Source organism: uncultured Dysgonomonas sp. (genome assembly GCF_900079725.1).
Classification (GTDB): Bacteria; Bacteroidota; Bacteroidia; order Bacteroidales; family Dysgonomonadaceae; genus Dysgonomonas.
Map to the genome: position 1 here is coordinate 263721 of NZ_LT599032.1, position 25015 is coordinate 288735.

Consider the following 25015-nt stretch of genomic DNA (forward strand, 5'->3'; position numbering starts at 1 on the left):
GAAAAAATGAAAAAGAAAAAGATACAACATTATTATACAAGCTAAAGGAACAGATATACCAAATATCACGTTCCTTTTTTTTTATCTTATAAATCAGTTTTTAGTCACAATTATATTCTAAACAAAAAGATGTATTCAGACAAACCAGTTCAACTAATTCTTGACGACGGAACAGTTTTCGAAGGACGGTCTTTCGGCTCGGAAAAAGCCAGTGCCGGAGAAGTTGTATTTAATACAGCTATGGTAGGTTATCCGGAAAGTCTTACCGACCCTTCTTACCTGGGACAGATACTTGTTGTCACCTTCCCGCTTGTAGGAAATTACGGCGTTCCCGACAACACTTTCACAAACGGTATTTCCGACTTCTACGAATCGGAAAAAATACAAGTGAACGGACTCATCATTTCAGATTATTCACACGAATACTCTCACTGGAATGCTAAGAAAAGCCTTGGTGAATGGCTCAAAGAGAACGATGTGCCGGGAATTTACGGCATAGACACACGCGAACTGACGAAGATATTACGAGAAAAAGGATCGATGAAAGGCAAAATCGTATTCAGCGGAGCTGACGAAATAGACTTCTACGACCCAAATATCGAGAATCAGGTAGCCATAGCCAGTTGCAAAGAAGTGATTACATACGGCAACGGCAAGAAGAAAGTAGTATTGGTTGATTGCGGAGTAAAACACAATATAATCCGCTGCCTTGTGAAGCGCGATGTAACACTTATACGCGTGCCGTGGGACTACGACTTCAACCAGTTGGAATGGGATGGCCTCTTCATCTCCAATGGACCGGGGAACCCGGATTTTTGCGAAGAGACTGTAAAGAATATCCGCAAAGCGATGGAAGGAAACAAACCTATCTGTGGTATATGCATGGGCAACCAGCTACTATCAAAAGCCGGAGGAGCCAGCATCTACAAACTGAAATACGGGCATCGCAGTCACAACCAGCCTGTAAAGATGGTAGACTCGACCAAATGCTTCATTACATCGCAAAATCACGGTTTTGCGGTAGCAAATGCCTCTCTGGGATCCGATTGGGAACCATTGTTCATCAATCTGAATGACGGAACAAACGAAGGAATCAAACACAAGACCAAGCCGTTCTTCTCTGCTCAGTTTCACCCCGAAGCAGCCAGCGGGCCGACAGATACGTCATTCTTGTTCGATATGTTTGTAGAAAAATTATAATCCACTCAATAAATAAAAAATTGCATAAATGGATATAGACGTAAAAAAAGTATTAGTCCTTGGTTCGGGAGCACTCAAGATCGGTGAAGCGGGAGAGTTTGACTACTCAGGTTCGCAAGCCCTGAAAGCCCTGAAAGAAGAAGGCATCGAAACTGTACTTATCAACCCCAATATTGCAACGGTACAAACCTCGGAAGGCAGTGCCGATAAGATATACTTCTTACCTATCACCCCATACTTCGTAGAAAAGGTTATCCAAAAAGAAAAGCCGGAAGGTATACTCCTTGCTTTCGGTGGACAAACCGCTCTCAACTGCGGTGTACAACTCTACGAAGGCGGTATTCTGGAAAAATATAATGTCCGTGTACTGGGAACACCCGTACAAGCCATTATGGATACCGAAGACCGTGACCTCTTCGTGAAGAAACTAGACCAGATAGATGTAAAGACTATCAAAAGCCATGCTGTAGGCTCAATAGAAGACGCAGTGACAGCAGCGGCGGAATTAGGTTACCCTATTATCGTACGCGCCGCATACGCACTGGGTGGACTGGGCTCGGGATTCTGCGACAATGAGCAGGAACTGCGGGTGCTGGCCGAAAAAGCGCTAGCATATTCATCACAACTTCTGGTAGAAAAGTCACTGAAAGGTTGGAAAGAAGTGGAATATGAGGTTGTCCGCGATAAGTATGACAACTGTATGACAGTGTGTAACATGGAAAACTTCGACCCGCTCGGCATCCATACCGGCGAAAGTATCGTAGTAGCACCATCGCAAACGCTGACCAACTCAGAATATCATAAGCTGCGCGAACTTTCAATCCGCATAGTGAAACACATCGGTATCGTGGGGGAATGTAACGTACAATATGCTTTCGACCCCGAATCGGAAGACTACCGTGTGATCGAGGTAAACGCCCGCCTGAGTCGTTCATCGGCACTGGCATCCAAGGCAACAGGTTATCCGTTGGCTTTTGTAGCGGCTAAACTGGGACTGGGTTATGGACTATTCGAACTGAAAAACTCGGTAACCAAATCTACCTGCGCTTTCTTCGAACCTGCACTTGACTATGTAGTGGTAAAAATCCCCCGCTGGGACTTGGGTAAATTCCACGGCGTATCGAAAGAGATAGGCTCAAGTATGAAGTCCGTTGGTGAAATTATGGCTATCGGACGTACATTCGAAGAAGCCATACAAAAAGGACTTCGTATGATTAACATCGGTATGCACGGATTCGCTGCCAACAAGCCTCTGGAAATCGACAATCTGGACGATGCCCTGAAAAATCCTACCGATAAGCGCATATTCTGTATCGAAGAAGCCCTGAAAAGAGGATACACCATAGAGCAGATACACGACCTAACCAAAATAGACCTTTGGTTCTTACAAAAACTGCAATATATCTTCAAATGCTCTAAGGAACTGGAAAAATTTGACGATATACAGTCTCTCCCTCTCGACTTGCTTCGCTCTGCCAAACAAATGGGATTCTCCGACTTCCAGATAGCGAAGATCGTTTGCAAAGAACCAAGCCTTGTAGAAAATATATCATACGAAGTACGCCGTATCCGCAAGGAAAACGGCATCATACCATGTGTGAAACAAATAGATACACTTGCTGCCGAATATCCGGCGCAGACCAATTATCTCTACATCACATACAACGGTAAGGCCAACGATGTGAAATATCTGGGCGACCACCGATCGGTGATCGTTCTCGGATCGGGAGCATATCGCATCGGATCGTCCGTAGAGTTCGACTGGTGTTCGGTAAATGCCCTGCAAACAATCCGCAAGGAAGGGTATCGCTCGGTAATGATAAACTACAATCCCGAAACAGTATCGACCGACTACGACATGTGTGACCGCCTCTACTTCGACGAGTTGACTTACGAGCGTGTGATGGACATCATAGAACTGGAAAACCCGCATGGGGTAATCCTTTCGGTAGGCGGACAGATACCAAATAATCTGGCTATGCGGCTAGATGCGGCGAAAGTAAACATACTCGGTACAACTGCCAAAAGCATTGACAATGCCGAAGACCGCCACAAGTTCTCCAGCATGCTCGACCGCATCGGAGTAGATCAGCCTCGATGGAAAGAACTGACTTCGCTCGATGATATCAAAGGCTTTGTAACCGAGGTTGGTTATCCGGTACTCATTCGCCCGTCTTATGTACTCTCGGGCGCTGCGATGAATGTCTGCTCCAACGATCAGGAGCTTGAAAACTTCCTAGGGCTGGCTGCCGAAGTCTCCAAAAAGCATCCTGTTGTGGTGAGCGAGTTCATCGAAAATGCCAAAGAGATAGAAATAGATGCTGTGGCAAACAAAGGAGAGATAGTGATGTATGCCATCTCGGAACACGTCGAATTTGCCGGAGTTCACTCAGGAGATGCGACCATACAGTTCCCTGCTCAACGCTTATATATCGAGACAGTAAGACGGATCAAGAAAGTAGCAAGGAAAGTCGCCGAAGAGTTACAGATTTCGGGACCTTTCAATATGCAGTTCCTTGCAAAAGACAACGATATCAAAGTGATCGAATGTAACCTGCGGGCATCCCGCTCATTCCCATTCGTATCTAAAGTACTGAAGATAAACTTTATCGATCTTGCGACTCAGGTGATGCTGGGCAAAAATGTAGAAAAGCCGAACAAGAACGACTTCGATCTCGACTATGTAGGTATCAAAGCATCACAGTTCTCATTCTCCCGCCTGCAAAAAGCCGACCCTGTACTAGGTGTGGATATGGCTTCTACCGGGGAGGTGGGATGCATCGGAGACAACTTCTACGATGCTATGCTCAAGTCGATGCTGTCGGTCGGTTACCGTGTTCCGAAGAAAACGGTACTGTTCTCTACCGGACCTGCCAAATCGAAAGTGGAACTGTTGCAAGCCGCACGTCTGCTACATCAGAAGGGATACGAACTGTATGCAACGGGAGGTTCTCAAAAGTTCCTTGTAGATAACGGAGTGCCTGCCACTCAGGTATTCTGGCCGAATGAAGACCAGAAACCAAGTGCACTGGAAATGATCCAGAACAAGAAGATAGACCTTGTGGTGAATATCCCTAAAAACTTTACCACAAACGAGTTGGATAACGGATATAAAATCCGCAGGGCATCTATCGACTACAATGTGCCTTTACTTACAAACTCCCGCCTCGCATCGGCTTTCATACAGGCATTCTGCAAAATGAATGTGGATGAGATAGAAATCAAGGCATGGAACGAGTATGAATAATCTGCTTTTATTATAATGAATAGCCTCAGTTTTTCTGAGGCTATTTTTTTTAGTTAGCGAAGTCCTGTAAGTACAGATTTCACGTCAACAGTTGGCTCACATTGCCATATAAGGACTACATATCATGTGTATGCACCGTAATGCATAATTTGTTAAACAAAAAGGAATGTAAAAGCGTTTTCTTTGTACTTTTAGTCTAAGAAAACCAAAAGCTGGATTTAAATTTTCGTTAGACATTCCCTAAATGGGAATCAAACATACAATCACAAACAAAAAATAAACATTGCCGATTATGAAAAATGGTGTAATGATGCAATACTTCGAGTGGAATCTCCCAAATGACGGAAATTTATGGAAACAACTAAAACAAGATGCAAGACATCTGCATGAAACAGGTATAACGGCAGTATGGATTCCTCCGGCATATAAGGCAGACGAACAACAGGATGAAGGGTATGCAACATACGACCTTTTCGACCTCGGAGAATTTGACCAAAATAGTACCGTAAGAACGAAATATGGTACAAAAGATGAATTAATAGAAATGATCGGCGAGTTGCATAAAAATAAAATATCAGTATATCTCGATACTGTAATGAATCATAAAGCCGAAGGTGACTATACCGAGAAATTTAAAGTAAAAGAGGTCGATCCTAAAGAGAGGAATAAGGATATAAGCGACGAGATAGAGATTCAGGCATGGACAGGCTACTTATTCAAAGGACGGGGGAATAAATATTCCGACTTTAAATGGCACTGGTACCACTTTTCCGGTGTCGGATTTGACGATGCTCAGAAAAAAAGCGGAATCTTCCGTATACTCGGAGAAAACAAATATTGGAGTGAAGGGGTAGATGACGAAAATGGCAATTATGATTTTTTGCTATGTAACGATTTAGATCTCGACCATCCGGAAGTGATAAAGGAACTGAACCGCTGGGGACTATGGGTTTCCAACGAATTGAATTTGGATGGTATGCGTCTCGATGCAGTGAAACACATGGAAGATAAGTTTGTTAAACAATTTCTGGAAACAGTAAGAGCCGAGAGGGGCGACGACTTCTATTCGGTTGCTGAATACTGGAACGGGGATCTGGAAACGTTAGAAAAATATCTTTCTGCTGTAAATAAAACGACCGATTTGTTCGATGTACCCCTGCATTATAATATGTATAAGGCCTCGATATTCGGCAAAGATTATGATTTGCAAGGGATACTGGACAATACTCTCGTTTTGCATCATCCGGACTATGCAGTCACTTTTGTGGATAACCACGACTCGCAACTGGGTAGCTCTCTGGAATCGGAAATAGAAGACTGGTTCAAACCTTCGGCTTACGCCCTCATCCTACTGATGGAGAAAGGATATCCCTGCATTTTTTATGGTGATTATTATGGTACAAACGGAGATAAATCGCGACATCAACCTATCATTGATCTATTACTGGATGCCCGGAGGAAATATGCTTACGGTGAGCAAAAAGACTATTTCGACCATCCCTCTACGGTAGGCTTTGTGCGCCTAGGAGATAAAGATCATCCCGAATCGGGGCTTGTATTTCTGATGTCGAATGGTATTGAGGGAAATAAAATAATGAATGTGGGGATAAACCGCAAAGGTGAAGTTTGGTACGATATTACCGGCAACGTGCAGAAGAAAATAACAATAGATGATGAAGGTAACGGTGATTTTCTTGTCGAAGGAGGAGCTTTATCTGTTTGGGTAAAATCTTAATAAGATTAAATGAATATAAAAGGGCGATTAGAAGTGATCTAATCGCCCTTTTATATTCATTTATTTTTAATTCTTATATAGCATCTCCCGAACTAATTCCCCGTTATAGAACTGCTTTACGGGATACCCATCCGTATCGTATTCATATGTAACTTCAATAGTATCTGTACCATACCTCGGGTCTTCGGTCGTAAACCCCTTCGGATTATTTTTACCGATAAAGTCTCCGCACCATCTCATGCTATTTACATGCCATGCCCAGAACCACGCAGGAATACTCTCTATATTGAGAAAAGCAGATTTATCATTGTTGAATTTAAAGATAGTGATCTTACTTCCTTCGTTAGTTGCTCCATGTTGTGTGTATGTAACCAGATTATTATTTTCGTCATATACAAATTCTTCCCACGGTTTACCATCTTCAAATACGGTTTTGGTAAGCCGTCCTTTATGGTCTATATGAATTTGCAGGTGGTCTGTTACTTTTTTCTCCTTTACCTGTTTTCCGGAACTTGTCACCTCTTCAGCAATATAACCATCATTGTATGTATACCTGGAATTGGTAATCAATTCCCCTCTGTCCTGATTCATTATACATTCAGAGAGCAAGTTCGTAATTTTGTCATATTTGAACGTAAATTCGCGAAAGGTAACAACACCTTTTTCAACAAAATAGGTCAGCTGTTTTTTGTTATTATACTTGAGATCCACTATCTCTTTCGTTTTCACCGAATTGATTTGGACAAGCTGCTTCGTTTGAGCATATAACGTAAATCCGGCTGATAATATGCCGATAAGGGATGTAAGTATAAATCTCTTCATAGAATAAGTGTCTGGTCTTTTTTTAATGATTACCTAATTAACGAATCGGGCGTTCTTTTATTGTAAATTGGCCTATTAGTAAATAAGCTGATTGGCAAATGATGATAACAATCTATAGCTTAAAGATTATTCTTCTTTTATCAGTTCCGAATCTTTGAGTTTTACAGGTGTCGACTTCTTCCTTAACTTCATATTCAGAAATTCGACAAGCAAAGAGAAAGCAATGGCAAAGTATATATATCCTTTCGGTATTTCTCCCACAGTGGTACCGAAGATTGAAATCTGAGACAAATGTGCCGATTCGACCAACAACATTACACCTATAAGGATCAGGAATGAAAGTCCAAGCATCTGAATTGTCGGATGTTCGTTTACAAATTTACTCACCGGACCGGAAAATAATAACATAATCATAACAGCCGCAACAACGGCCGTAACCATGATAGTCATAGCTCCTACATATCCAAATTCGCTGAAACTGACCAATCCAACCGCAGTAAGGACACTATCGAACGAAAAGACAATATCAAGAGCTACAATCTGGACAATAACACCGACGAAGCCGGATTTTGATTTTCCATGAGCAGCATCACTCTCTCCTTCTAGTTTATGATGAATTTCAGTTACACTTTTATATAGTAGAAAGAGCCCTCCTACTCCGATTATAATGCTCTGTCCCGAAATAGAACCGTCGAACCATGCCGTATCGAATGAAAATATGGGCTTGGTCAGCTTCATCAGCCAGGATATACAAAATAATAAAAGGATACGAAATAGCATAGCCAGCAATAAGCCTATAGTACGGGCTTTTGGCTGCTCCTTTTGTGGTAATTTAGACGATATGATAGACAAAAACACGATATTGTCTATTCCTAATACTATTTCAAGAAAAGCCAGAGTGAGCAAAGCTATCCACGCACTTGGCAAAAGAAAAGTTTCAAAAATTTCCATAAAAATATTTTTGCGACAAATTTAATAAAGAATTTGACGCTTTTGGAAATTATCTCTTTTTTTCTAAATATTCCTTTATAACAGTATCTCGATCTGTCTTCTTAAGACCCAGAATTCGTTGAATCCTGAGTAGTAGTTTCTTCATAATTGTTCGCATCTAATTGTCCTCGATCTTCATTACAAAGATAACATTTTCGATAGTTCACAAAAACTATTTAGTCAATATCTCTATTTTTTTATATTCTTTTGTAATTGTATCTATACAATAAAAAATAATCTAGAATACTACTACTGATTATACTCCATGCGGCCAAACGTTTGTCCATAGCCGAGAAAATATCCTTCGGCTTCTATCTAGAAAGCTTTAGGGTAAACCCGAAATCTAATCTTTTTGAAATAGTTTATCTATGTAGTAAGCTGCTAGCTTATGGTTCTTTGACGTGTTGATCGGCCCTTCCATTGACTACACTTCGTTCTGTCGAACGTTGTTTCTCCCCCTCGGGGCAGGGCTGTTAAGTTCTCTGCTTTATTCTGTTATTTTCTGCTGTCATTCTTCACTTCGTTCAGAATCCCGACCCAGAGAAACGAGATGTTTCACTGCGTTCAACATGACAAAGAGGATATAAGAATTCAGAACTTAACAGCCCTAACCCTTGGGGGAGGCTACAGAGAGTAAAAAGTAATAGTAGAAAAACTGTTACCTTTGTTACCTTTTGGAAAGTCGTAAGTCAAGTTTTTTAGTTGCTAGTTTTAAGGCTAATAGACTAACGGCTAATAGCTAAAAAACCGTTACTTCTGTTACCTTTTAACCATATATAGTTAATGAATGCAAAAATAACAGATGGGAAATAGTGAAAAATTTGTCAGAAGTGTCAGGTTTTAACATTATATAGTTAATGAACCTAAATTGACGATAGATTATGAGTTATACTTTGCGCCTTAGCGTCTCTGTGTGAGTACATTGTTGACTGTTAGCTGAAACGTTACCAATTTTCGTGTGTTTATCTTAGAGAAACTTGCTGTTAAACCTCGATTAATTAAATTCTCCGTATCTTTGAACTCTAAAATATTAAAATACACTGTTACTGATGAGTAATAAGAAGAAAATAATTAATGATCCCGTATTCGGTTTTATTACTATCCCGAATAATTTTCTTTACAGACTTATACAACACCCTTTTTTGCAGCGGCTCAATCGTATCAAGCAACTGGGGTTGGCCTCATTCGTGTATCCGGGAGCACAACACACCCGTTTACATCATTCCATCGGCGCTATGTACCTGATGGATGAAGCCATAAACAACCTGAGAATAAAAGGTCATGAAATAACCGCCGAAGAAGCAAATGGAGCATTAGCCTGTATCCTGCTACACGATGTAGGTCACGGGCCTTTCTCGCATGTACTGGAATATACGCTGACAAACGGTATCCATCACGAAGAGTTTTCCCTTGCTCTGATGGAAAACCTGAACGAAGAAATGGATGGTGAACTTGATATCTGTATTTCAATATTCAAGAACGAGTATCCGAAAAAGTTCCTGCATCAACTGGTGAGCGGGCAACTGGATGTAGACCGCCTCGATTACCTGCGCCGCGACAGTTTCTTTACAGGTGTAACGGAGGGTAATATAGGATCGGCCCGCATTATTAAGATGCTCGATCTCCGCAACGACCGCCTTGTTGTAGAGGCTAAGGGTATTTACTCGATAGAAAACTTCCTGATGTCGCGCCGGCTGATGTACTGGCAGGTATATCTGCATAAAACAGCCGTTGCAGCCGAGAAAATGCTGATAAAAACACTGACAAGGGCAAAGGAACTGAGCGATAAGGGTATAAAGCTGTTTGCGTCTCCGGCCTTCCTGTATTTCCTGGAGAATGATGTAAGCAGGGTATTCTTTGACAGGCAACGCGAAGAAGTATTGAAACATTTCGCGGGTCTGGACGATAATGACATCTGGTGCGCACTGAAGGTATGGGCAGCAAACGAAGACAAGGTATTGTCCACGCTTAGCGCGGCTTTGATAAACAGGAACCTGTTTAAAATAGAAATAACCAATGAACCGCTGTCTGAGCACCAGATACAGAAACATATTGCGGCTTATACCGAACAGCTCGGAGTGAATGAATACGAAGCATCTTTCTTCTATTCGTCCGATGTTATTTATACAAATATGTATAATGAAGCCGACGATAGTATAGATATCCTGTACAATGACGGTAGCATCAGGGATATATCGGAGGCATCGGACATGCTCAATATACAACTGCTGTCTAAGAAAGTGCAGAAATATTACTTTTCGTACCTGAAAATTTAAATTATGGATATTTCGAGAGTAGAACAGTATATCGTTGCCAACGGATTACTTGCCGGAGGAGAGAAAATAATCGTAGGTGTGAGCGGAGGAGCTGATTCTGTCGCTTTACTTGATATCCTTCATAGCTTCGGCCTCGAATGTGTCGTAGCCCATTGTAATTTTCACTTACGGGGCGAAGAATCTAACAGGGACGCATTCTTTGTAGAAGAACTTTGTAAAAAGTATAATCTGAAATACGAGCGTATCGATTTCGATACGGAAGCCTATGCCGCTATAAATTCCGTGTCGATAGAAATGGCTGCCCGTGAGCTGCGTTACAACTGGTTTGAACAACTCAGAGTTATTCATATGGCCGACAAAATAGCCGTAGCACATCATCGAGATGATTCTGTAGAAACCATTCTGCTCAATCTTGTCAGGGGAACAGGTATCCGCGGACTTACCGGTATTGCCCCTGTAAACGGATATATTATCCGTCCATTGTTATGCGTGAGCCGCGACGAGATAATAGAGTATCTGAAAGAAAGGCGAATGTCGTTCGTTGATGATAGCACCAACAATGAAGATATGTATGCCCGGAACAAGATAAGGCTGAATGTTATCCCTATGCTGGAAGCGATAAATCCTTCGGCAAAAGAGTCGATAAACAAAACAGCCGAGCATCTGACGCAGGTGGCTAACATATACTATATGTATATGGCTCAGGTGAAAGCCAATATATTGGGAGACAATAAGATAAATATATCCATGCTGGTGCAGTATCTGGAACCGGAAGCTATCCTTTTCGAGCTCCTTTCTCCGTATGGGTTCAATTCAGCTACGGTACGGCAGATATTCGAATCCGTGATAAGCCAGTCGGGTAAAATATTCTATTCGGAAACACATGAGTTACTAAAAGACAGAGGATTCCTTATCTTAAAGAAAAAGGACAGTCTCAAAATAGAACGGTATAATATCCACGAAGATGAAACTACCTTATCGCGCCCCATACATCTGAAAATAGAGCGTACTCCGGTAAACGGGGATTTTTCCATAGAAAAGAATCCCGATATAATATACATCGACGCTGATAAACTAGCTTATCCGTTAACCCTTCGCAAATGGAGGCAGGGTGATTGGTTTATGCCTTTCGGTATGAAGGGAAAGAAGAAAGTAAGCGATTATTTTTCCGACAATAAGTTCAGCCTGTTCGACAAGGAAGCCACATGGCTGCTTTGTTCGGGCGATGATATAGTATGGATAGTAGGGCACCGCGCTGATGAGCGGTTTAGAATAACTGATAAGACAACAGAAATAGTAAAAATAACATATAGTAAATGAATATGAAGAAAATGTTTATCGCAGCAATAGCTTCCCTGATGCTATTCTCCTGCAACAATTCAACGACAGAAAAAACGAGCGATATGGAACAAAAAAATACTGTAGTAGAAGCCATTATGAGCCGTAGAAGTATACGCTCATATAAGCCGGAACAGATAACACCGGAGCAACTGGATACAATAGTGAAATGTGCCATAAATGCACCTAGTGCACTAAACAGGCAATCGTGGGAAGTAAGGGTTATACAAAGTGCCGATTTATTAAGCAGGATCAACAACAGCTTTGTGGAAAAGGCCAAAGGAAAAAGCCTGCAAGGAAGTGCAGCCCGTGCGCAAGAACCGGGATTCAGTGTATTTCACGGAGCACCGACCCTCATCATTGTAGGTAAGGATAAGAGGAATCCTTATAGTGCAGTCGATTGCGGACTATTGGCGCAGAATATTCTCCTCAGTGCCGAATCTATGAATATCGGGACATGTACCATTGGTAATATGGCCAGTATATTGAACGACCCCGATTCGAAAGATTTCCTGAAAGAGATAAATATGCCTGATACACACGAAGTTGTTTTTGGTATTGCCGTTGGCTATAAGAACGAATCGCCAGATGCCAAACCAAGAGATGAGAGTAAGGTGCAGTATATAAGATAATCAAGACGAGGTTATTTAGAAGACCAGATAATTAAGGCTACCAAAGCCCCCAGAATAGAAAAAGAGAACATAAATCCGCCTATATAAACCATCCGTCGGGATAAGACTGGTTTATGTTCTTTTATATATCTGCCCGAAATATACCACAACACAATACTGGCCACAAACATAGCTATACTAACATACAAAAGAATCATATATACTTCCATACCCGCAACTACTTTAAACCATTCATTATATTATAACAGAAGGTAAAACGATTAGTTCAACCAGGACTAATCCGATGTGGGATATCCAACAAAAAAAGCCTATCTAATCAGACAGGCTTTTTATCAATATTAGGGAGCTTTATTTCAGCATATTCTCTATCTTCTCTACCAATACGGCTTTCTGAGCTGCACCTACTTGTTTGTCCACTACTTCACCGTTTTTGATGAATAGGATTGTAGGTATATTGCGGATACCATACTTAGACGTAATGTCGTCATTGTTATCCACATCTACTTTACCAATAGTTACTTTGTCTGCATATTCAGCAGCCAATTCTTCCACAATAGGACCGACCATGCGGCAAGGGCCACACCACTCTGCCCAAAAATCTATTACTAGTGGTTTGTCCGATTTCAATATACCTTCAAACCCTGCGTCTGTAATCTCTAAAGCCATAGTTTCAATCTATCTAATTATTTATAATATTTATATTATCTATTTGTTTTATTTGTTTTGCAAAGGTAATTAATCTATTTAGAATATGAAAGGCTTCAATTTACTTTAAATACAATATTTTCGTTTTCCACCAGATAATCAATAAGTTCCTGCTTAACATTTATTTTAAAACTTCTTGAAAACAAATCTACTTTCATATTTCGTTCACCATCAACTACCTGAAAATATAACAATGAATTACCCGGATTGTTTTTTGTTAAAGTAGACAGCTCTTCCACCATCTGCGTATTCATATCATGCAGTGGTAAAGTAATCGTTAACTTCTCTATCAGTCGGTCTTTTACATCTGGTAATAGCTGTATCGAAAATATTTTAAACTCAAACTGAGTCTGATCAAATTTCCGTGGTTGTACGCGCCCTTTGATATATACATATAGTCCAAGACGCCCATATTTTCCAAAGTTGATATAGTCATCACCAAACAAAGGCAGTTCACCGCTTCCCGTGAAATCCTCGATGCGAATAATCATAAACGGCTTTCCGTTCTTGGTAATCCCTTCCCTCACAGCCGATACCAGCCCGCCCAGAGTCACCTCTTTATTTTTCAAAGCATCCTTATCTTCAATTTCCGACATGCCCACATTACATACATAATTGAGTACTATCTTATATTCATCGAGCGGATGTGCCGAAAGGTATATCCCTATCAACTCACGTTCTTTATTCAGACGCTCCAGATCCGACCATTTCTCTACTTTAGGTATTTCAGGATGTGCTATATCAAATGATGTATCTCCCCCAAACAGTGAGTTGGCTGCTGTATTCTTATCCAGCTGGTATTTATTTCCATAACGGATAAGCATATCTATAAACTGTTCACCTTTACCATTAACTCCGAAAAACTGCTCACGGCTTACTTCCGGAAAATTATCAAAAGCACCGGCTAAGGCCAGGGATTCTACATTCTTACGGTTACAAGAGCTCAGGTTGACACGTTCTACAAAATCGAATATATCTTTAAATGGGCCATTCTTTTCACGTTCTTCTATAATATTCATTACAGCACCCTCTCCTACTCCTTTTACAGCAGCTAGTCCAAAGCGTATATCACCTTCCTTGTTTACCGAGAACTTCAGGTAAGACTCATTTACATCTGGGCCAAGCACATTCATGCTCATGGCTTTACATTCGTCCATGAACTTCGTGATTTCAGTGATATTAGATAAGTTTCGAGAAAGTACGGCAGCCATATATTCCGATGGATAATTGGCTTTCAGCCACGCTGTCTGATAAGCTACCCACGAGTAACAGGTTGCATGGGACTTATTGAACGCATATGATGCAAATTTTTCCCAGTCGGCCCATATTTTATCAAGTGTTTTCTTATCGTGTCCGTTTTTAGTGCCGCCGGCAATGAATTTTTCTTTCAGGGCATTCATCTTATCAATGAGCTTTTTACCCATTGCCTTACGCAACTCGTCGGATTGTCCACGCGTAAAGTCGGCCAACAAACGCGACAAGAGCATGACCTGCTCCTGATACACGGTAATGCCATAAGTATCGTTCAGATAACGCTCCATAATCGGGATATCGTAAGCTATTTCTTCCTGCCCGTGCTTGCGGGCAATAAACGAAGGAATATAATCCATAGGACCCGGACGATAGAGAGCATTCATCGCTATCAAGTCTTCAAACTTACTCGGTTGCAACTGTTTTAGGTATTTTTGCATACCGGCCGACTCGAACTGGAATGTACCTGTTGTTTTACCCTGACTATATAGCTCGTATGTTTTTGGATCCTCGAGCGATATAGTATCTATATTGATAGTCTCACCAGTAGTATGTTTTATGTTATCAATAGCCTCCTTGATGATAGAGAGTGTTTTTAGCCCGAGAAAGTCCATTTTGATAAGCCCAGTCTCTTCAATTACCGTACCTTCATACTGGGTAACAAGCATATTCTCGCCCGTTTCCTTATCTTCGGCCGTACTCACCGGTACAATGTCGGATATATCCTGCTGCCCGATGATGATACCACAGGCATGCACGCCCGTATTACGCACATTGCCTTCGAGCATCTGCGCATATTTGAGCGTATCGCGCATCACGGGATCATGGCTGTTCGCCGCTTCTTTCAGTTCGGGAACATATTCTATGGCATCGCGCAGTGTCACCTTTTTCTTATCAGGGATACGGTCGGGAACGAACTTCGCCAATCGGTTCGACTCCGACAATGGTAATTTTTGCACGCGTGCAACATCCTTTATAGCCGACTTAGTAGCCATAGTACCATAGGTAATGATATGTGCCACACGCTCCTGCCCGTATTTTTCCGTTACCCATTTCAAGACCTTCCCACGTCCGTCATCATCAAAATCGATGTCGATATCGGGCATGGATATACGGTCGGGATTAAGAAAACGCTCAAACAGCAAATCGTATTTTATCGGGTCTATATCTGTAATCCCCAGACAATAAGCTACCGCCGAACCGGCAGCAGAGCCACGCCCGGGTCCGACAGCCACACCCATCTCGCGCGCAGCTGCAATAAAGTCCTGTACAATAAGAAAGTAACCGGGAAATCCCATCGTTTTCATTACATCCAGCTCAAAATCGAGTCGTTCTACCGTTTCGGCATCCCTATCTTTCCCATAACGCTTGTCGGCTCCTATCATCGTCAGATGTTTCAGATAGTCCGATTCCAGCTTGATGCGGATTACTTTATCGTATCCGCCGAGACGCTTATATGCCTTCTCTCCGAATTCGATTATGAGATCTTCCTCGCTGTACATTATTTTATATCCTTCTTCCGTTCCAAAGGATGCATCGATGGTAAAGAATGGCATCAAAGCATCGGAATCAATGGAATAGAACTGTACCTTATCGGCAATCTCCAATGTATTTTCCAGTACTTCGGGATGGTCCGAGAATAACTGGTTCATTTCCGCCGTTGTCTTCAACCATTCCTGCTTGGTATAACGCATCCGCTTAGGATCGTCGAAGTCCTTACCTGTACTCAGACAAATAAGGCGGTCGTGAGCATCGGCATCCTCTTCTTCCACAAAGTGGACATCATTGGTAGCAATCACTTTTACACCAAATTTCTCACCTAGTTTCAGCAATTCGGCATTAACCTTTTGCTGCAAAGGATAGGCTTCGATATTTGCATCAGGACGATTAGCCTTATGGCGCTGAAGTTCTAGATAGAAATCTGCACCAAAAAGATTCTTAAACCATTGTAGTGCCTTTTCTGTTTCCTCCACATCTCCGGCTTGTATCTTTTTGGGTATCTCACCACCTAAACAAGCTGTAGAGACAATCAGTCCTTCATGATATTTTTCGAGTAGTTCCTTATCTATACGCGGACGCATGTAATAGCCTTCTGTCCAGCTATGAGATACCATTTTGATAAGATTTTTATATCCTTTCAAATTTTTGGCCAGTACCACAAGATGCCAGCCGCTCATATCTGGTTTACCTTCTTTCAGCGTCCTGTGACGGCGGGCTACATAACATTCGCAACCAATAATTGGTTTAAACTTTTTAGCTTCCTCCTGCTGTATCTTTATTTTCAATTCACCGATCTGATCACCGTTTCCCCCTTCCGGATCTTTTTCCAGGTCCTTTATCTGAGCTTTCAGTTCCTTAATGGCACTGTCGTATTTACCGTTCTTCTTTTTTACATAATTAAAAAACTCCTTTACCCCAAACATGGCTCCATGGTCGGTAAGGGCTATTGCCTTCATTCCGTCGGCAATGGCTTTATTCACAAGATTCGGTATGCTGGCCTGCCCATCCAACATCGAATATTGGGAATGGACATGTAAGTGTACAAAATTATTCATATCTCTTCTGCTTTTTCACAATCTGTAAAGTTACAATAAATAGGAACTCTTCTCAAGGAAAACGATTGGCAGTTTTCAACAAGTAAGGATTTTTAAAGATTGGAATAATTAATCTCTATTAATTGAGCGAATCAGTAGTTAAAACTGCAAGCATATTTTTAGTTGAAACATAAATTATCAATAAAATAAAAGTGCTAAATATTTACTCAATATACTGGAAATAATTAACTTAAAAGAACAATCCCGATTGCCTGATAGTTATGATTCCAAGAAGAAAGAGCTTAAACTGATAAAATATTACTGTTTCATTGTTTTTATTGTGCGTTTATCATTTTGATCTTCCTTTTGTTTTAAAATAAATAAAGAGAATGTTAATGTCGATATTCTGTAGAACAAAAGATATTCGTGAGTTGTATTAAACTAGTGTTTTTTAACTAATACTTACAATTAAATCTTAATTAAAATGAAAAAGTTTCTTTTTTCGGCTGTTGTACTTCTTGCAATGGCGTTTACAGCACAGAATGCTCACGCACAGGCTGGTCTTCAATTAACATCCAGTGTGCAATCCTTCAATTTGGGAACTGTCCATGTAGGAGATGTAATACCTATTCAATTAGACCTTAAGTTTTTGAATCTGGGAATTCTTACACCTAATATTGCAAGTATGCAAGTCAAGTCGACTGGGGCGAAAATTCGTATTAGGCAAGGAGATGTCGTTGCTCTCCCGACAGGAGTTACCGATTGGATATTTAATGATGGAGAGCTTGATATTATAATTATTGCGCCTGGTGCTTTAAATGAATCTCTAGAGGTTAGTGTAGAGGTACCTCTACCGCTGTTACCTCCTGCAGTTCTGACGCTGGATATTCCGGTTACAGGCACTGTTCTTCCATAAATCAGAGTATTTCTAAAGAAACGAAGATTTATTTAATGTAAGAAGAAACTATGTTCGTTTTACAATAATTGTAGAATAAGGACAAATGAGAAGGGGTGAATCAAATGATTTTTGATACACCCTTTTTTCAAATATCAAAGGAGTACTCAAATTTATCGTATCCATAACTATTAATATCTAATGCGAATCAGTATTTAAAAAATTAGATAAATAAAAGCGATGGCAATTTTGCCCATCGTATGTACTAAAAGTCCAGATGTTGATCTGACTTTGTGCGCTCTTTGAATTTTAGTATGTTCATTCAACCAATTGAATGGGAATCATGGTTAAAGAAATGTGAGGTAATATTCCTTTAATTTGATGATTTTCAGGAGATTAGAAAACATTTGACATACTTATTTTATTGATAACTAATATTTTAACTAAATAAATCAGCGAGCAGCTTCAACTATTGATTCGCATAAATTACAAATTTATAATATCTCGAAACGGGCTTTAATCTTATATGCTAACTTGATTTTTTGCATTTGGGAAGCATCGGCATCATTATTCGCGTCCTCATTTAACATCAGAGTATTGCTCATATAAAAACGTTCCTGATGTGGTTGTGGTCTCATTACATTTTCTTCATCCATTTCCAAAACATAGATCGGACGTCCGGCTTTATTGCCTACGCTTTCCAATAGGTATCCGGCTTTTTCCTGAGCTGCTTTTATCGCCATTATTTTCACTTGTTTGCGATATTCGGTGATATCTTTATTTTTAAGTTCTGCAATATTTACTTTTATAAAGCCCTCTTTGGGCCCCGGTATGAGGTTTAGTAATCTGTCCAACTGACCGGTAGTGGTAAGTACGATTTCATATTTCTTTTCTACCCGCGCTTCGTCCATATGCTTCTGCGTTTGCCAGTAATATACCCAATAATTATTAGTGGCTGCATCTTTCAATATTATCTGATTATCCTTAACGCCGACTTCCGAAAGGATAGATCTCAATTTACGATCTGCCTCATCGAGAGAGACATTATCACGTACCTTTTTAGCACCGACATAGTTACCGATTATTACCGACAATCTGATCTCGTCGGGCTCAACTTCCATTTCGGCACTTCCTACAACTTCTATAAAAGGGATTTTCGGATCTTCACTTGTTTGGGAATAAACCATAAAGGATGCGCATAACAATGCTGTCAACATCATAATCTTTTTCATATTTTTAATTTTTTAATTTTACTTGAATCAAAAATAAAAAGAAAAGCCTCACCTATTTTCCCTAAATGGGTGAACTACTGTTTTGAATTGGCAAACAACAGTAAACGAATGGGTGTGGATGTTCTGTAAATAGAGTTTGAGCTGATGATACCGTTTTTTACTTTTCAGTGGTAGTCCGGGGTTAAGGCGACACAAATTGAACCTGAAAATAAAAACTATCTCTAATTTTTCATTTTTTTCTATTTTTCTCTAGGGTTTTTCTTGTCTAACCAATCATATAAGTAGAAACCGGTTATTATTCATTATTTAATCAATACTGTTATGAAAACAATATACTTAAAAACCGCACAACTGATCCTTGCCGTTCTCATATCCGTTGCATGTATTCCATTACAGGCACAGAATATGTCGGCAAACTACGTTACTATAAGTGGTGTAGTGAAGGACAAGAACTCGAATAAGAAACTTGAATATGTCAGCATTTCCGTTCCGGGAACCAATATCGGTACTATAACCAATACTGATGGCGTATTCTCTATCAAACTCAGCAATGCGCTGGAAGCTAAAACACTGGAGATATCACACATTGGATACCGCAACATGAAGTTCCCTATCAATAGTGAAGACATAGGACATGAAGTAACTATATACCTCACCCCGAATGTAAATCTACTGAAAGATGTTGTAGTACAAGCTGTTGACGCCCAAAAACTGATAGAAGAAGCTATCCATAAAATCGGAGACAACAATAGTGCAGAAGTAAATATGCTTACAGGCTTCTATCGCGAAACGATAAGGAAGAGACGAAACTATATAAATATATCGGAGGCAATACTAGATATATATAAGACGCCTTATACGCAAGACATTGCGGGCGATAGAGTGCAGGTCTACAAAGGGCGAAAACTGATAAGCCCGAAGCCAAACGATACACTGATCGTAAAGTTTCAGGGAGGGCCAAATCTTTCTACATTTATGGACGTGGTAAAAAATCCGGAATTGTTTCTGGATATAAATGCACTGGGTATATATAGATACACTATGGAAGAATCGGTTATGATAGACGAACGTCCTCATTATGTGGTCAGTTTCAATCCGCAGGTTGTACTTCCATATGCACTGCACTACGGCAAACTCTATATAGATAAGCAAAGCCTGACATTCTCCCGCGCCGAATTCAGTCTCAGCATGGATGACAAGAATAAGGCCACACAGGCAATATTGAGAAAGAAACCGTTCAAGATGCATTTCAAACCCGAAGAAGTATCATTTCTGGTAACATATAAGCAGCAAAACGGAAGAAGCTACCTGAACTATGTATGGAGTGAAGTAAAGTTTAAATGTGACCTGAAACGCCGCCTGTTCTCTACCGGCTATACTATCGTTTCTGAAATGGTAGTGACCGACCGCAAAAGTGGAAATATAAACAAAATTCCTTTTAAACAATCATTCGGGCAAAATCAGGTATTATCTGAAAAGGTACAGAATTTTTACGACCCTAACTTCTGGGAAGATTATAATATCATAGAGCCTACCGAATCATTGGAAAACGCAGTCTCTAAGTTGAGAAAACAACAGAATTAAAATAATTAAGAATGAATAATTAAGAGTTAATAATGGCACAAGCGACTTGTAATCGATAGCTTATCTATTTATTACACTTCTCATTCTTAATTGTTAATTATTCATTCTTAATCATTCATTCTTAATTTTCCGCTTAACTTTGAAATACTGAACCGGATAAATTATGATTAACGACTTATTCGTACTGAAAAAAATAAAAGAGGGGGATATAAAGGCTTTCGAAGGAGTCTTCCGCCAATACTATGCCCCTCTTTGCCTGTACGGATTAAGCATAACCGGACGCAAAGATGTAGCAGAAGAAATCGTGCAGGAACTATTCTACGTATGGTGGAAAGACAGGGATAACATCCAAATTCTGCGCTCGGTAAAGAATTACCTCTATGGAGCAGTGCATAACCAATCGCTGCAATATCTGGAACACCTCAGTGTACAGGAGCGACACAGAAAAAAAGTACTGTCGAAAGAAAAAGAAGAACAGGATACGACACCCCATCAGCAACTCGAATACAAGGAGCTGGAAGAAGTGATAAACCGCACCCTGAAACAATTACCCGACCGCAGACTGAAAATATTCAGGATGCACCGCATGGAGGGCAAAAAATATAAGGAAATAGCCGAAACCCTTTCCGTATCGGTGAAGACAATAGAGGCCGAGATGACAAAAGTATACCGGCTGCTACGACAGGAAATAGAAAAATATACACATATAATATGACTTTGAAAGTAAAAAACGATAGAGTGACCGACGATGCATGGAACGCATTGTATAAGCGTTTCGATGAAGACGGATTACTACCCGCCACGGACAACAAACCTAAACGGGGCGTATTACATTCTACAGCAATGAAATGGATTGCAGTTGCTGCCGTGGCATGCATCTGTATCATTTCCGCACTGGTTATCCGCAATATGAATACAGGTGATCTGAAAATGTATACGTTGCACAACGAAGAAAATGCACCCACCCTGGTCACTACACTCGAAGACGGATCTGTCGTTTATCTCAACCAACAGACATCTATCGAATACCCGGTTCATTTCGAAAAAGATCGCAGAAAGGTGTCGATGCAGGGAGATGCGTTTTTCGAAATCAGTAAAAACCGCGAACGCCCGTTCTTCATCGAAACCGCAAACGCCCGGATAGAAGTATTGGGTACTGCATTCAATGTAGTAAGTAAAGACAAAGATTCATTCTCTCTATCGGTAAAACACGGGGAAGTAAAAGTGACTTTGAAGCAAAGTGGCCAAAGTACTCATGTAAAAGCGGGCGAAACAGTATTGCTGGATTCTGACAACCTGCAAAAAACAATATCACCCGACAAAGGGAAATTTGACGGTTATCTGAAACAGATCCATTTCAAAGACGAACGGCTGACTGATGTGATCCGTATCATAAATATGAATTCGGAATCTACTCAATTAAGTGTTTCTCCTCATCTCGGAGACAGATTACTCACCGTGACATTCTCAGACAATACACCGGCTACAATGGCCGAATTGATATGTCTGGCTTTGAATCTGAAATATACACAATCGGATAATATTATTACGATAGAGGACATTAAAAACTAGGAATCAGACAAGTAGAATATAGCATAAGAATAACAAAGAAGAGCCAGCGGCAAATAATTATAAATAGTATTTCGATTTTTCAGGAATATATAAAATATTGACGTTTCGAAATATAATTAATCTGATACCAAACATATGGAAAAAGCGGTTGAAAATGCATTTCATCGTTTTTCTGCCTTGTTATTATTCCTATTTATAATAACAGCATTACAGGCAGAGGACGGGAGCGTGCTTAGCCGCGAAGTAAAACTGTCGAAAAGCAAAGGAACTATATACCAGTTGCTGAAACAGGTATCGGATCAGTCGGGCTATTTATTCATATACGACAGCCAGATAATAGACAACGATAAGGTAGTAAAGTTAAAGAAAGGCAAATATACCGTCCGTGAAGCTATTTATGCCATCACCGAAGACAATACGCTAAGAATAAATATTGTAGGCAACCATATCCTGTTGAGAAAAGACAATGATGTAAAACGAATAAAAGCGGTACAGTCAACAGCTCCGGAACAAGTAAAAACCACACCCGAAGGCAAACACCTGAAAATTAGCGGCATATTATATGACCGCATCACCGATGAGCCTGTCATTTATGCGTCGGTAAGCATCAATTTCACTACTATAGGGACAATTACCAATCAGAATGGCGAATTTCAACTTACAATACCCGATTCACTACAGCAGTCCATAGTGAAATTTTCGCATGTGGGGTATCAGAATCAGGAGATAGAAGCATCTTTACTCGAAAACCAACATGTAAGAATATCGCTCGACCCTAAAATAATATCATTGCAGGAAATCGTAATACGGGTGGTAAATCCATTAGATGTACTCCAAAAGATGGAAGAGCAGGCAGAAAAGAACTATTCGTCCAAACCAGTGTATATGACTACATTTTACCGCGAAGGAACCGAATATAAGAACAAGAATATAGACCTTACCGAATCGGTAATCCAGATATATAAAACAGGCTACAAAAGCAATGTTAGAAACGACCAGACCAAATTGATAAAAATGCGCCGTATCGTAAACCGGCAAACAGAAGATACATTATTCACCAAAATGAAATCGGGAGTTTATTCAAGTCTTACACTGGATATAATAAAAGAATCGCCGGACTTCCTCAATTTCCAAAATGGTTCGCCATACCAATATACGCATACTGATATCAGCGTGATCGACAATAGGCGGGTCAATGTTATTTCATTTGAACAGCTACCCTATAATGATGAACCTCTATTCAAAGGGCAACTATATATAGATGCGGAGAATTATGCACTGGTAGAAGCCCGTTTCGAAGTAAACCCGAAATATGTGTATAAAGCTACCAACTGGTATATAGAACGGTTGGCGCCAAATATAAAGCTGACTTTGCAAGAGGTAAAATACATTGTTTCGTACCGCCCTGCCGACGATGGCAAATATTATGTAAGCCATGTAAGAGGTGATCTTAAATTCAAAGTCAGGAAAAAGAACCGATGGTTCAGTGCCCCGCTCCATCTGTGGTTCGAAATGGTAAACTGTAAAACAGAGACTGAAAATGTAAAAGGATTTAGCCGGAGAGACCGCTTATCACCTCACAAAATATTGTCGGATACAAAATATCGGTACGACAGAAATTTTTGGGGACATTTCAATATTATCCTGCCCGAAGAAAAACTGAAAGAAACGATACTCAACAGTCTGAACGAGATTACCGAAACTACTTCAAGCGAAGATTAAACTTATAATGTAAATAAATACTATCCGGTGCAGCTTTTTATTTCATATTCCCGTCAATCTATAAGAACAAAGTTTGAGATTACGGAGTAACAAATAATACAAGCCCAGACCAGATAGGGGTTGACCGTGTTTGAAAAGAAACGGCAGCCCCTGATCTTTTTTCTATACCAATCAAAAAAGATCAAGATACACCTTTCGTTATCTTCAATAATTATAATCCGAGATATTCATCCCGTTTCTTTTTGGGAAGTTTTTTTATCACTTCATCTACCGAATGTTGAATTAAATCCCTGATCAACTGGTCAGGGACATCGCTTTCGAGTGTCACCAGATTCCACAAAGGAGTTTTGAAATCGGTTTCGGTTACCCCTTCGTATTTTTCACGCAGCTCAATTGATTTTTCGGGATCACATTTAAGATCAGCTCTAAATATGCCATCTTTAGGTTGCAATGGAATATATGTAAACATTTTGCCCATCACTTTAAAAACCAAAACATTATGTCCCAGAAAAGGTAACGATTCGCTACATCCCTTTATTGATAGGCAATATTCCCTAAATTCTTCAATATTCATAAAATCATTACTAAAATGCTTCTATTCAAGAAACCGTAAAAAGACACATGCAAACAGACGTATTAGTAATCTATATTTTCCTTGCAACAATCAGCCACTCCGGTAAATCCGACAAATTAATACGTTCTATAATATTTAAGCCGGCGCCGGTTATTTCTTTCTCAATTTCATCAATACTAAAATAATAAGTTTCGGGTATAATACGAATAAACCTCAAAAGTTTCACTAATAAAATGGAAAGAGAGTTCATATTACCAAAACAGGGAACTGCGACAATCAACGTTCCTTGCGGCTCCAGTAACTTGTAAAACCGCTTAAATAATGCATTTCTGTTTTCTATATATTGTAAAACGTTAAAGGTGGTAATAACCTGAAAAAGAACACCATGAAACATCTCGTCCAATATTGTTATTTTAAAGAAAAAGGCATTACCTATATTTTGATTTTTCCGGTTTATTTCTGCCCGTTCCAACATTCCTCCGGATATGTCTACCCCATATACTTTATTCGCATTTCTCGCTATGCGGAGAGTTATTGTTCCTGTTCCGCATCCGAAATCAAGAACGGTATCATCAGGCTTGATATGTATTCCGAATTTACTGTTTATGCATTTTACCAAGGCAGAGTTCGAGGCGCTCTCTGCTTTGCTCCAGCCGGATACCCTGTCCCAGAACTTATATAATTTATTCTTCTCCATGTTGTTCTG

19 protein-coding genes and 1 pseudogene are annotated in these 25015 nt (G+C 40.2%); 11 read left to right on the forward strand and 9 right to left on the reverse strand.

All coding sequences use genetic code 11. The features are described from left to right. Positions 1-129: 129 nt before the first annotated feature. The 3 genes from carA (at position 130) to QZL88_RS01080 (ending at position 6182) form a co-directional block, all read left to right on the forward strand. Positions 130-1200 carry a glutamine-hydrolyzing carbamoyl-phosphate synthase small subunit gene (carA, locus tag QZL88_RS01070; protein WP_296938056.1) on the forward strand — a complete coding sequence of 357 codons (1071 nt, stop codon included), beginning with the start codon at positions 130-132 and terminating at the stop codon, positions 1198-1200. A 28-nt stretch (positions 1201-1228) separates the two neighbouring features. Beyond that, positions 1229-4447, forward strand: a complete 3219-nt coding sequence (gene carB / locus QZL88_RS01075) for a carbamoyl-phosphate synthase (glutamine-hydrolyzing) large subunit (protein ID WP_296938059.1) — start codon at positions 1229-1231, stop codon at positions 4445-4447. A gap of 292 nt (positions 4448-4739) precedes the next feature. Further along, positions 4740-6182 (forward strand): alpha-amylase, encoded by a 1443-nt coding sequence (locus QZL88_RS01080; protein ID WP_296938061.1) that lies wholly within the window; start codon positions 4740-4742, stop codon positions 6180-6182. Between the two features lie 66 nt (positions 6183-6248). On the opposite strand, the gene QZL88_RS01085 is transcribed toward QZL88_RS01080, so the two are convergent. Together QZL88_RS01085 and QZL88_RS01090 are read right to left on the reverse strand one after the other, a co-directional pair. Next, entirely contained in the window at positions 6249-7004 is a 756-nt protein-coding gene (locus QZL88_RS01085) for a hypothetical protein (RefSeq protein ID WP_296938062.1), read from the reverse strand. Between the two features lie 126 nt (positions 7005-7130). After that, positions 7131-7955: a TerC family protein gene (locus QZL88_RS01090; protein WP_296938064.1), complete on the reverse strand. Its 825-nt coding sequence runs from the start codon at positions 7953-7955 to the stop codon at positions 7131-7133. Between the two features lie 1088 nt (positions 7956-9043). Here QZL88_RS01090 and QZL88_RS01095 point away from each other — a divergent pair. From QZL88_RS01095 to QZL88_RS01105, 3 genes are read left to right on the forward strand one after another with little or no spacing between them, the layout of a single operon-like run. Next, positions 9044-10270 (forward strand): HD domain-containing protein, encoded by a 1227-nt coding sequence (locus tag QZL88_RS01095; protein ID WP_296938066.1) that lies wholly within the window; start codon positions 9044-9046, stop codon positions 10268-10270. A gap of 3 nt (positions 10271-10273) precedes the next feature. Further along, complete coding sequence (tilS, locus tag QZL88_RS01100) at positions 10274-11590, forward strand: tRNA lysidine(34) synthetase TilS (protein WP_296938068.1); 1317 nt, start codon at positions 10274-10276, stop codon at positions 11588-11590. A 2-nt stretch (positions 11591-11592) separates the two neighbouring features. Then, positions 11593-12240, forward strand: a complete 648-nt coding sequence (locus QZL88_RS01105) for a nitroreductase (RefSeq protein WP_296938070.1) — start codon at positions 11593-11595, stop codon at positions 12238-12240. Positions 12241-12251: 11 nt separating this feature from the next. On the opposite strand, the gene QZL88_RS01110 is transcribed toward QZL88_RS01105, so the two are convergent. The 3 genes from QZL88_RS01110 to dnaE all read right to left on the reverse strand — a co-directional run bounded on the left by QZL88_RS01110 (position 12252) and on the right by dnaE (position 16751). Next, a complete protein-coding gene (locus QZL88_RS01110) occupies positions 12252-12449 on the reverse strand; it encodes a hypothetical protein (protein WP_296938072.1) in 198 nt (65 codons plus the stop codon). Positions 12450-12588: 139 nt separating this feature from the next. Next, the gene (gene trxA / locus QZL88_RS01115; protein ID WP_296938073.1) at positions 12589-12906 is read right to left on the reverse strand and encodes a thioredoxin; all 318 of its coding nucleotides are present in this window, start codon (positions 12904-12906) and stop codon (positions 12589-12591) included. A 95-nt stretch (positions 12907-13001) separates the two neighbouring features. Then, on the reverse strand, positions 13002-16751 hold the full coding sequence (dnaE, locus tag QZL88_RS01120; RefSeq protein ID WP_296938075.1) for a DNA polymerase III subunit alpha: 3750 nt from the start codon (positions 16749-16751) through the stop codon (positions 13002-13004). A 463-nt stretch (positions 16752-17214) separates the two neighbouring features. Between dnaE and QZL88_RS01125 the strand changes: the two genes are divergently transcribed. Further along, positions 17215-17646: a hypothetical protein gene (locus tag QZL88_RS01125; RefSeq protein ID WP_296938077.1), complete on the forward strand. Its 432-nt coding sequence runs from the start codon at positions 17215-17217 to the stop codon at positions 17644-17646. Between the two features lie 194 nt (positions 17647-17840). On the opposite strand, the pseudogene QZL88_RS21180 reads toward QZL88_RS01125, so the two are convergent. Continuing rightward, positions 17841-17960: pseudogene (locus QZL88_RS21180) on the reverse strand (transposase); the annotation flags it as partial. Positions 17961-18119: 159 nt separating this feature from the next. Then, positions 18120-18857 carry an SIMPL domain-containing protein gene (locus QZL88_RS01130; protein WP_296938079.1) on the reverse strand — a complete coding sequence of 246 codons (738 nt, stop codon included), beginning with the start codon at positions 18855-18857 and terminating at the stop codon, positions 18120-18122. A gap of 321 nt (positions 18858-19178) precedes the next feature. On the opposite strand from QZL88_RS01130, the gene QZL88_RS01135 reads away from it, so the two are divergent. The 4 genes from QZL88_RS01135 (at position 19179) to QZL88_RS01150 (ending at position 23735) form a co-directional block, all read left to right on the forward strand. Next, entirely contained in the window at positions 19179-20441 is a 1263-nt protein-coding gene (locus QZL88_RS01135; RefSeq protein WP_296938081.1) for a carboxypeptidase-like regulatory domain-containing protein, read from the forward strand. A 163-nt stretch (positions 20442-20604) separates the two neighbouring features. Continuing rightward, positions 20605-21156: an RNA polymerase sigma-70 factor gene (locus QZL88_RS01140; protein WP_296938083.1), complete on the forward strand. Its 552-nt coding sequence runs from the start codon at positions 20605-20607 to the stop codon at positions 21154-21156. Then, positions 21153-22013 (forward strand): FecR domain-containing protein, encoded by an 861-nt coding sequence (locus QZL88_RS01145; RefSeq protein WP_296938085.1) that lies wholly within the window; start codon positions 21153-21155, stop codon positions 22011-22013. The genes QZL88_RS01140 and QZL88_RS01145 overlap by 4 nt, the downstream gene beginning before the upstream one ends. 135 nt (positions 22014-22148) lie before the next feature. Further along, positions 22149-23735 carry a carboxypeptidase-like regulatory domain-containing protein gene (locus QZL88_RS01150; protein ID WP_296938087.1) on the forward strand — a complete coding sequence of 529 codons (1587 nt, stop codon included), beginning with the start codon at positions 22149-22151 and terminating at the stop codon, positions 23733-23735. Positions 23736-23946: 211 nt separating this feature from the next. Here the strand turns inward: QZL88_RS01150 and QZL88_RS01155 are convergent, their stop codons facing one another. Together QZL88_RS01155 and QZL88_RS01160 are read right to left on the reverse strand one after the other, a co-directional pair. Further along, positions 23947-24309, reverse strand: a complete 363-nt coding sequence (locus QZL88_RS01155; RefSeq protein WP_296938089.1) for an MmcQ/YjbR family DNA-binding protein — start codon at positions 24307-24309, stop codon at positions 23947-23949. A gap of 70 nt (positions 24310-24379) precedes the next feature. After that, on the reverse strand, positions 24380-25006 hold the full coding sequence (locus QZL88_RS01160) for a methyltransferase domain-containing protein (RefSeq protein ID WP_296938091.1): 627 nt from the start codon (positions 25004-25006) through the stop codon (positions 24380-24382). Between the last annotated feature and the right edge of the window lie 9 nt (positions 25007-25015).

Excerpts from the sequence above, each read along its gene's own strand:
- carA (WP_296938056.1), top strand. The coding sequence starts at position 130 with ATGTATTCAGACAAACCAGTTCAACTAATTCTTGACGACGGAACAGTT.
- QZL88_RS01095 (WP_296938066.1), top strand. The coding sequence starts at position 9,044 with ATGAGTAATAAGAAGAAAATAATTAATGATCCCGTATTCGGTTTTATT.
- QZL88_RS01105 (WP_296938070.1), top strand. The coding sequence starts at position 11,593 with ATGAAGAAAATGTTTATCGCAGCAATAGCTTCCCTGATGCTATTCTCC.
- QZL88_RS01150 (WP_296938087.1), top strand. The coding sequence starts at position 22,149 with ATGGAAAAAGCGGTTGAAAATGCATTTCATCGTTTTTCTGCCTTGTTA.
- tilS (WP_296938068.1), top strand. The coding sequence starts at position 10,274 with ATGGATATTTCGAGAGTAGAACAGTATATCGTTGCCAACGGATTACTT.
- QZL88_RS01155 (WP_296938089.1), bottom strand. The coding sequence starts at position 24,309 with ATGAATATTGAAGAATTTAGGGAATATTGCCTATCAATAAAGGGATGT.
- QZL88_RS01145 (WP_296938085.1), top strand. The coding sequence starts at position 21,153 with ATGACTTTGAAAGTAAAAAACGATAGAGTGACCGACGATGCATGGAAC.
- QZL88_RS01160 (WP_296938091.1), bottom strand. The coding sequence starts at position 25,006 with ATGGAGAAGAATAAATTATATAAGTTCTGGGACAGGGTATCCGGCTGG.
- QZL88_RS01085 (WP_296938062.1), bottom strand. The coding sequence starts at position 7,004 with ATGAAGAGATTTATACTTACATCCCTTATCGGCATATTATCAGCCGGA.
- dnaE (WP_296938075.1), bottom strand. The coding sequence starts at position 16,751 with ATGAATAATTTTGTACACTTACATGTCCATTCCCAATATTCGATGTTG.
- QZL88_RS01090 (WP_296938064.1), bottom strand. The coding sequence starts at position 7,955 with ATGGAAATTTTTGAAACTTTTCTTTTGCCAAGTGCGTGGATAGCTTTG.
- QZL88_RS01130 (WP_296938079.1), bottom strand. The coding sequence starts at position 18,857 with ATGAAAAAGATTATGATGTTGACAGCATTGTTATGCGCATCCTTTATG.
- QZL88_RS01125 (WP_296938077.1), top strand. The coding sequence starts at position 17,215 with ATGAAAAAGTTTCTTTTTTCGGCTGTTGTACTTCTTGCAATGGCGTTT.
- QZL88_RS01140 (WP_296938083.1), top strand. The coding sequence starts at position 20,605 with ATGATTAACGACTTATTCGTACTGAAAAAAATAAAAGAGGGGGATATA.
- carB (WP_296938059.1), top strand. The coding sequence starts at position 1,229 with ATGGATATAGACGTAAAAAAAGTATTAGTCCTTGGTTCGGGAGCACTC.
- trxA (WP_296938073.1), bottom strand. The coding sequence starts at position 12,906 with ATGGCTTTAGAGATTACAGACGCAGGGTTTGAAGGTATATTGAAATCG.
- QZL88_RS01080 (WP_296938061.1), top strand. The coding sequence starts at position 4,740 with ATGAAAAATGGTGTAATGATGCAATACTTCGAGTGGAATCTCCCAAAT.
- QZL88_RS01135 (WP_296938081.1), top strand. The coding sequence starts at position 19,179 with ATGAAAACAATATACTTAAAAACCGCACAACTGATCCTTGCCGTTCTC.
- QZL88_RS01110 (WP_296938072.1), bottom strand. The coding sequence starts at position 12,449 with ATGGAAGTATATATGATTCTTTTGTATGTTAGTATAGCTATGTTTGTG.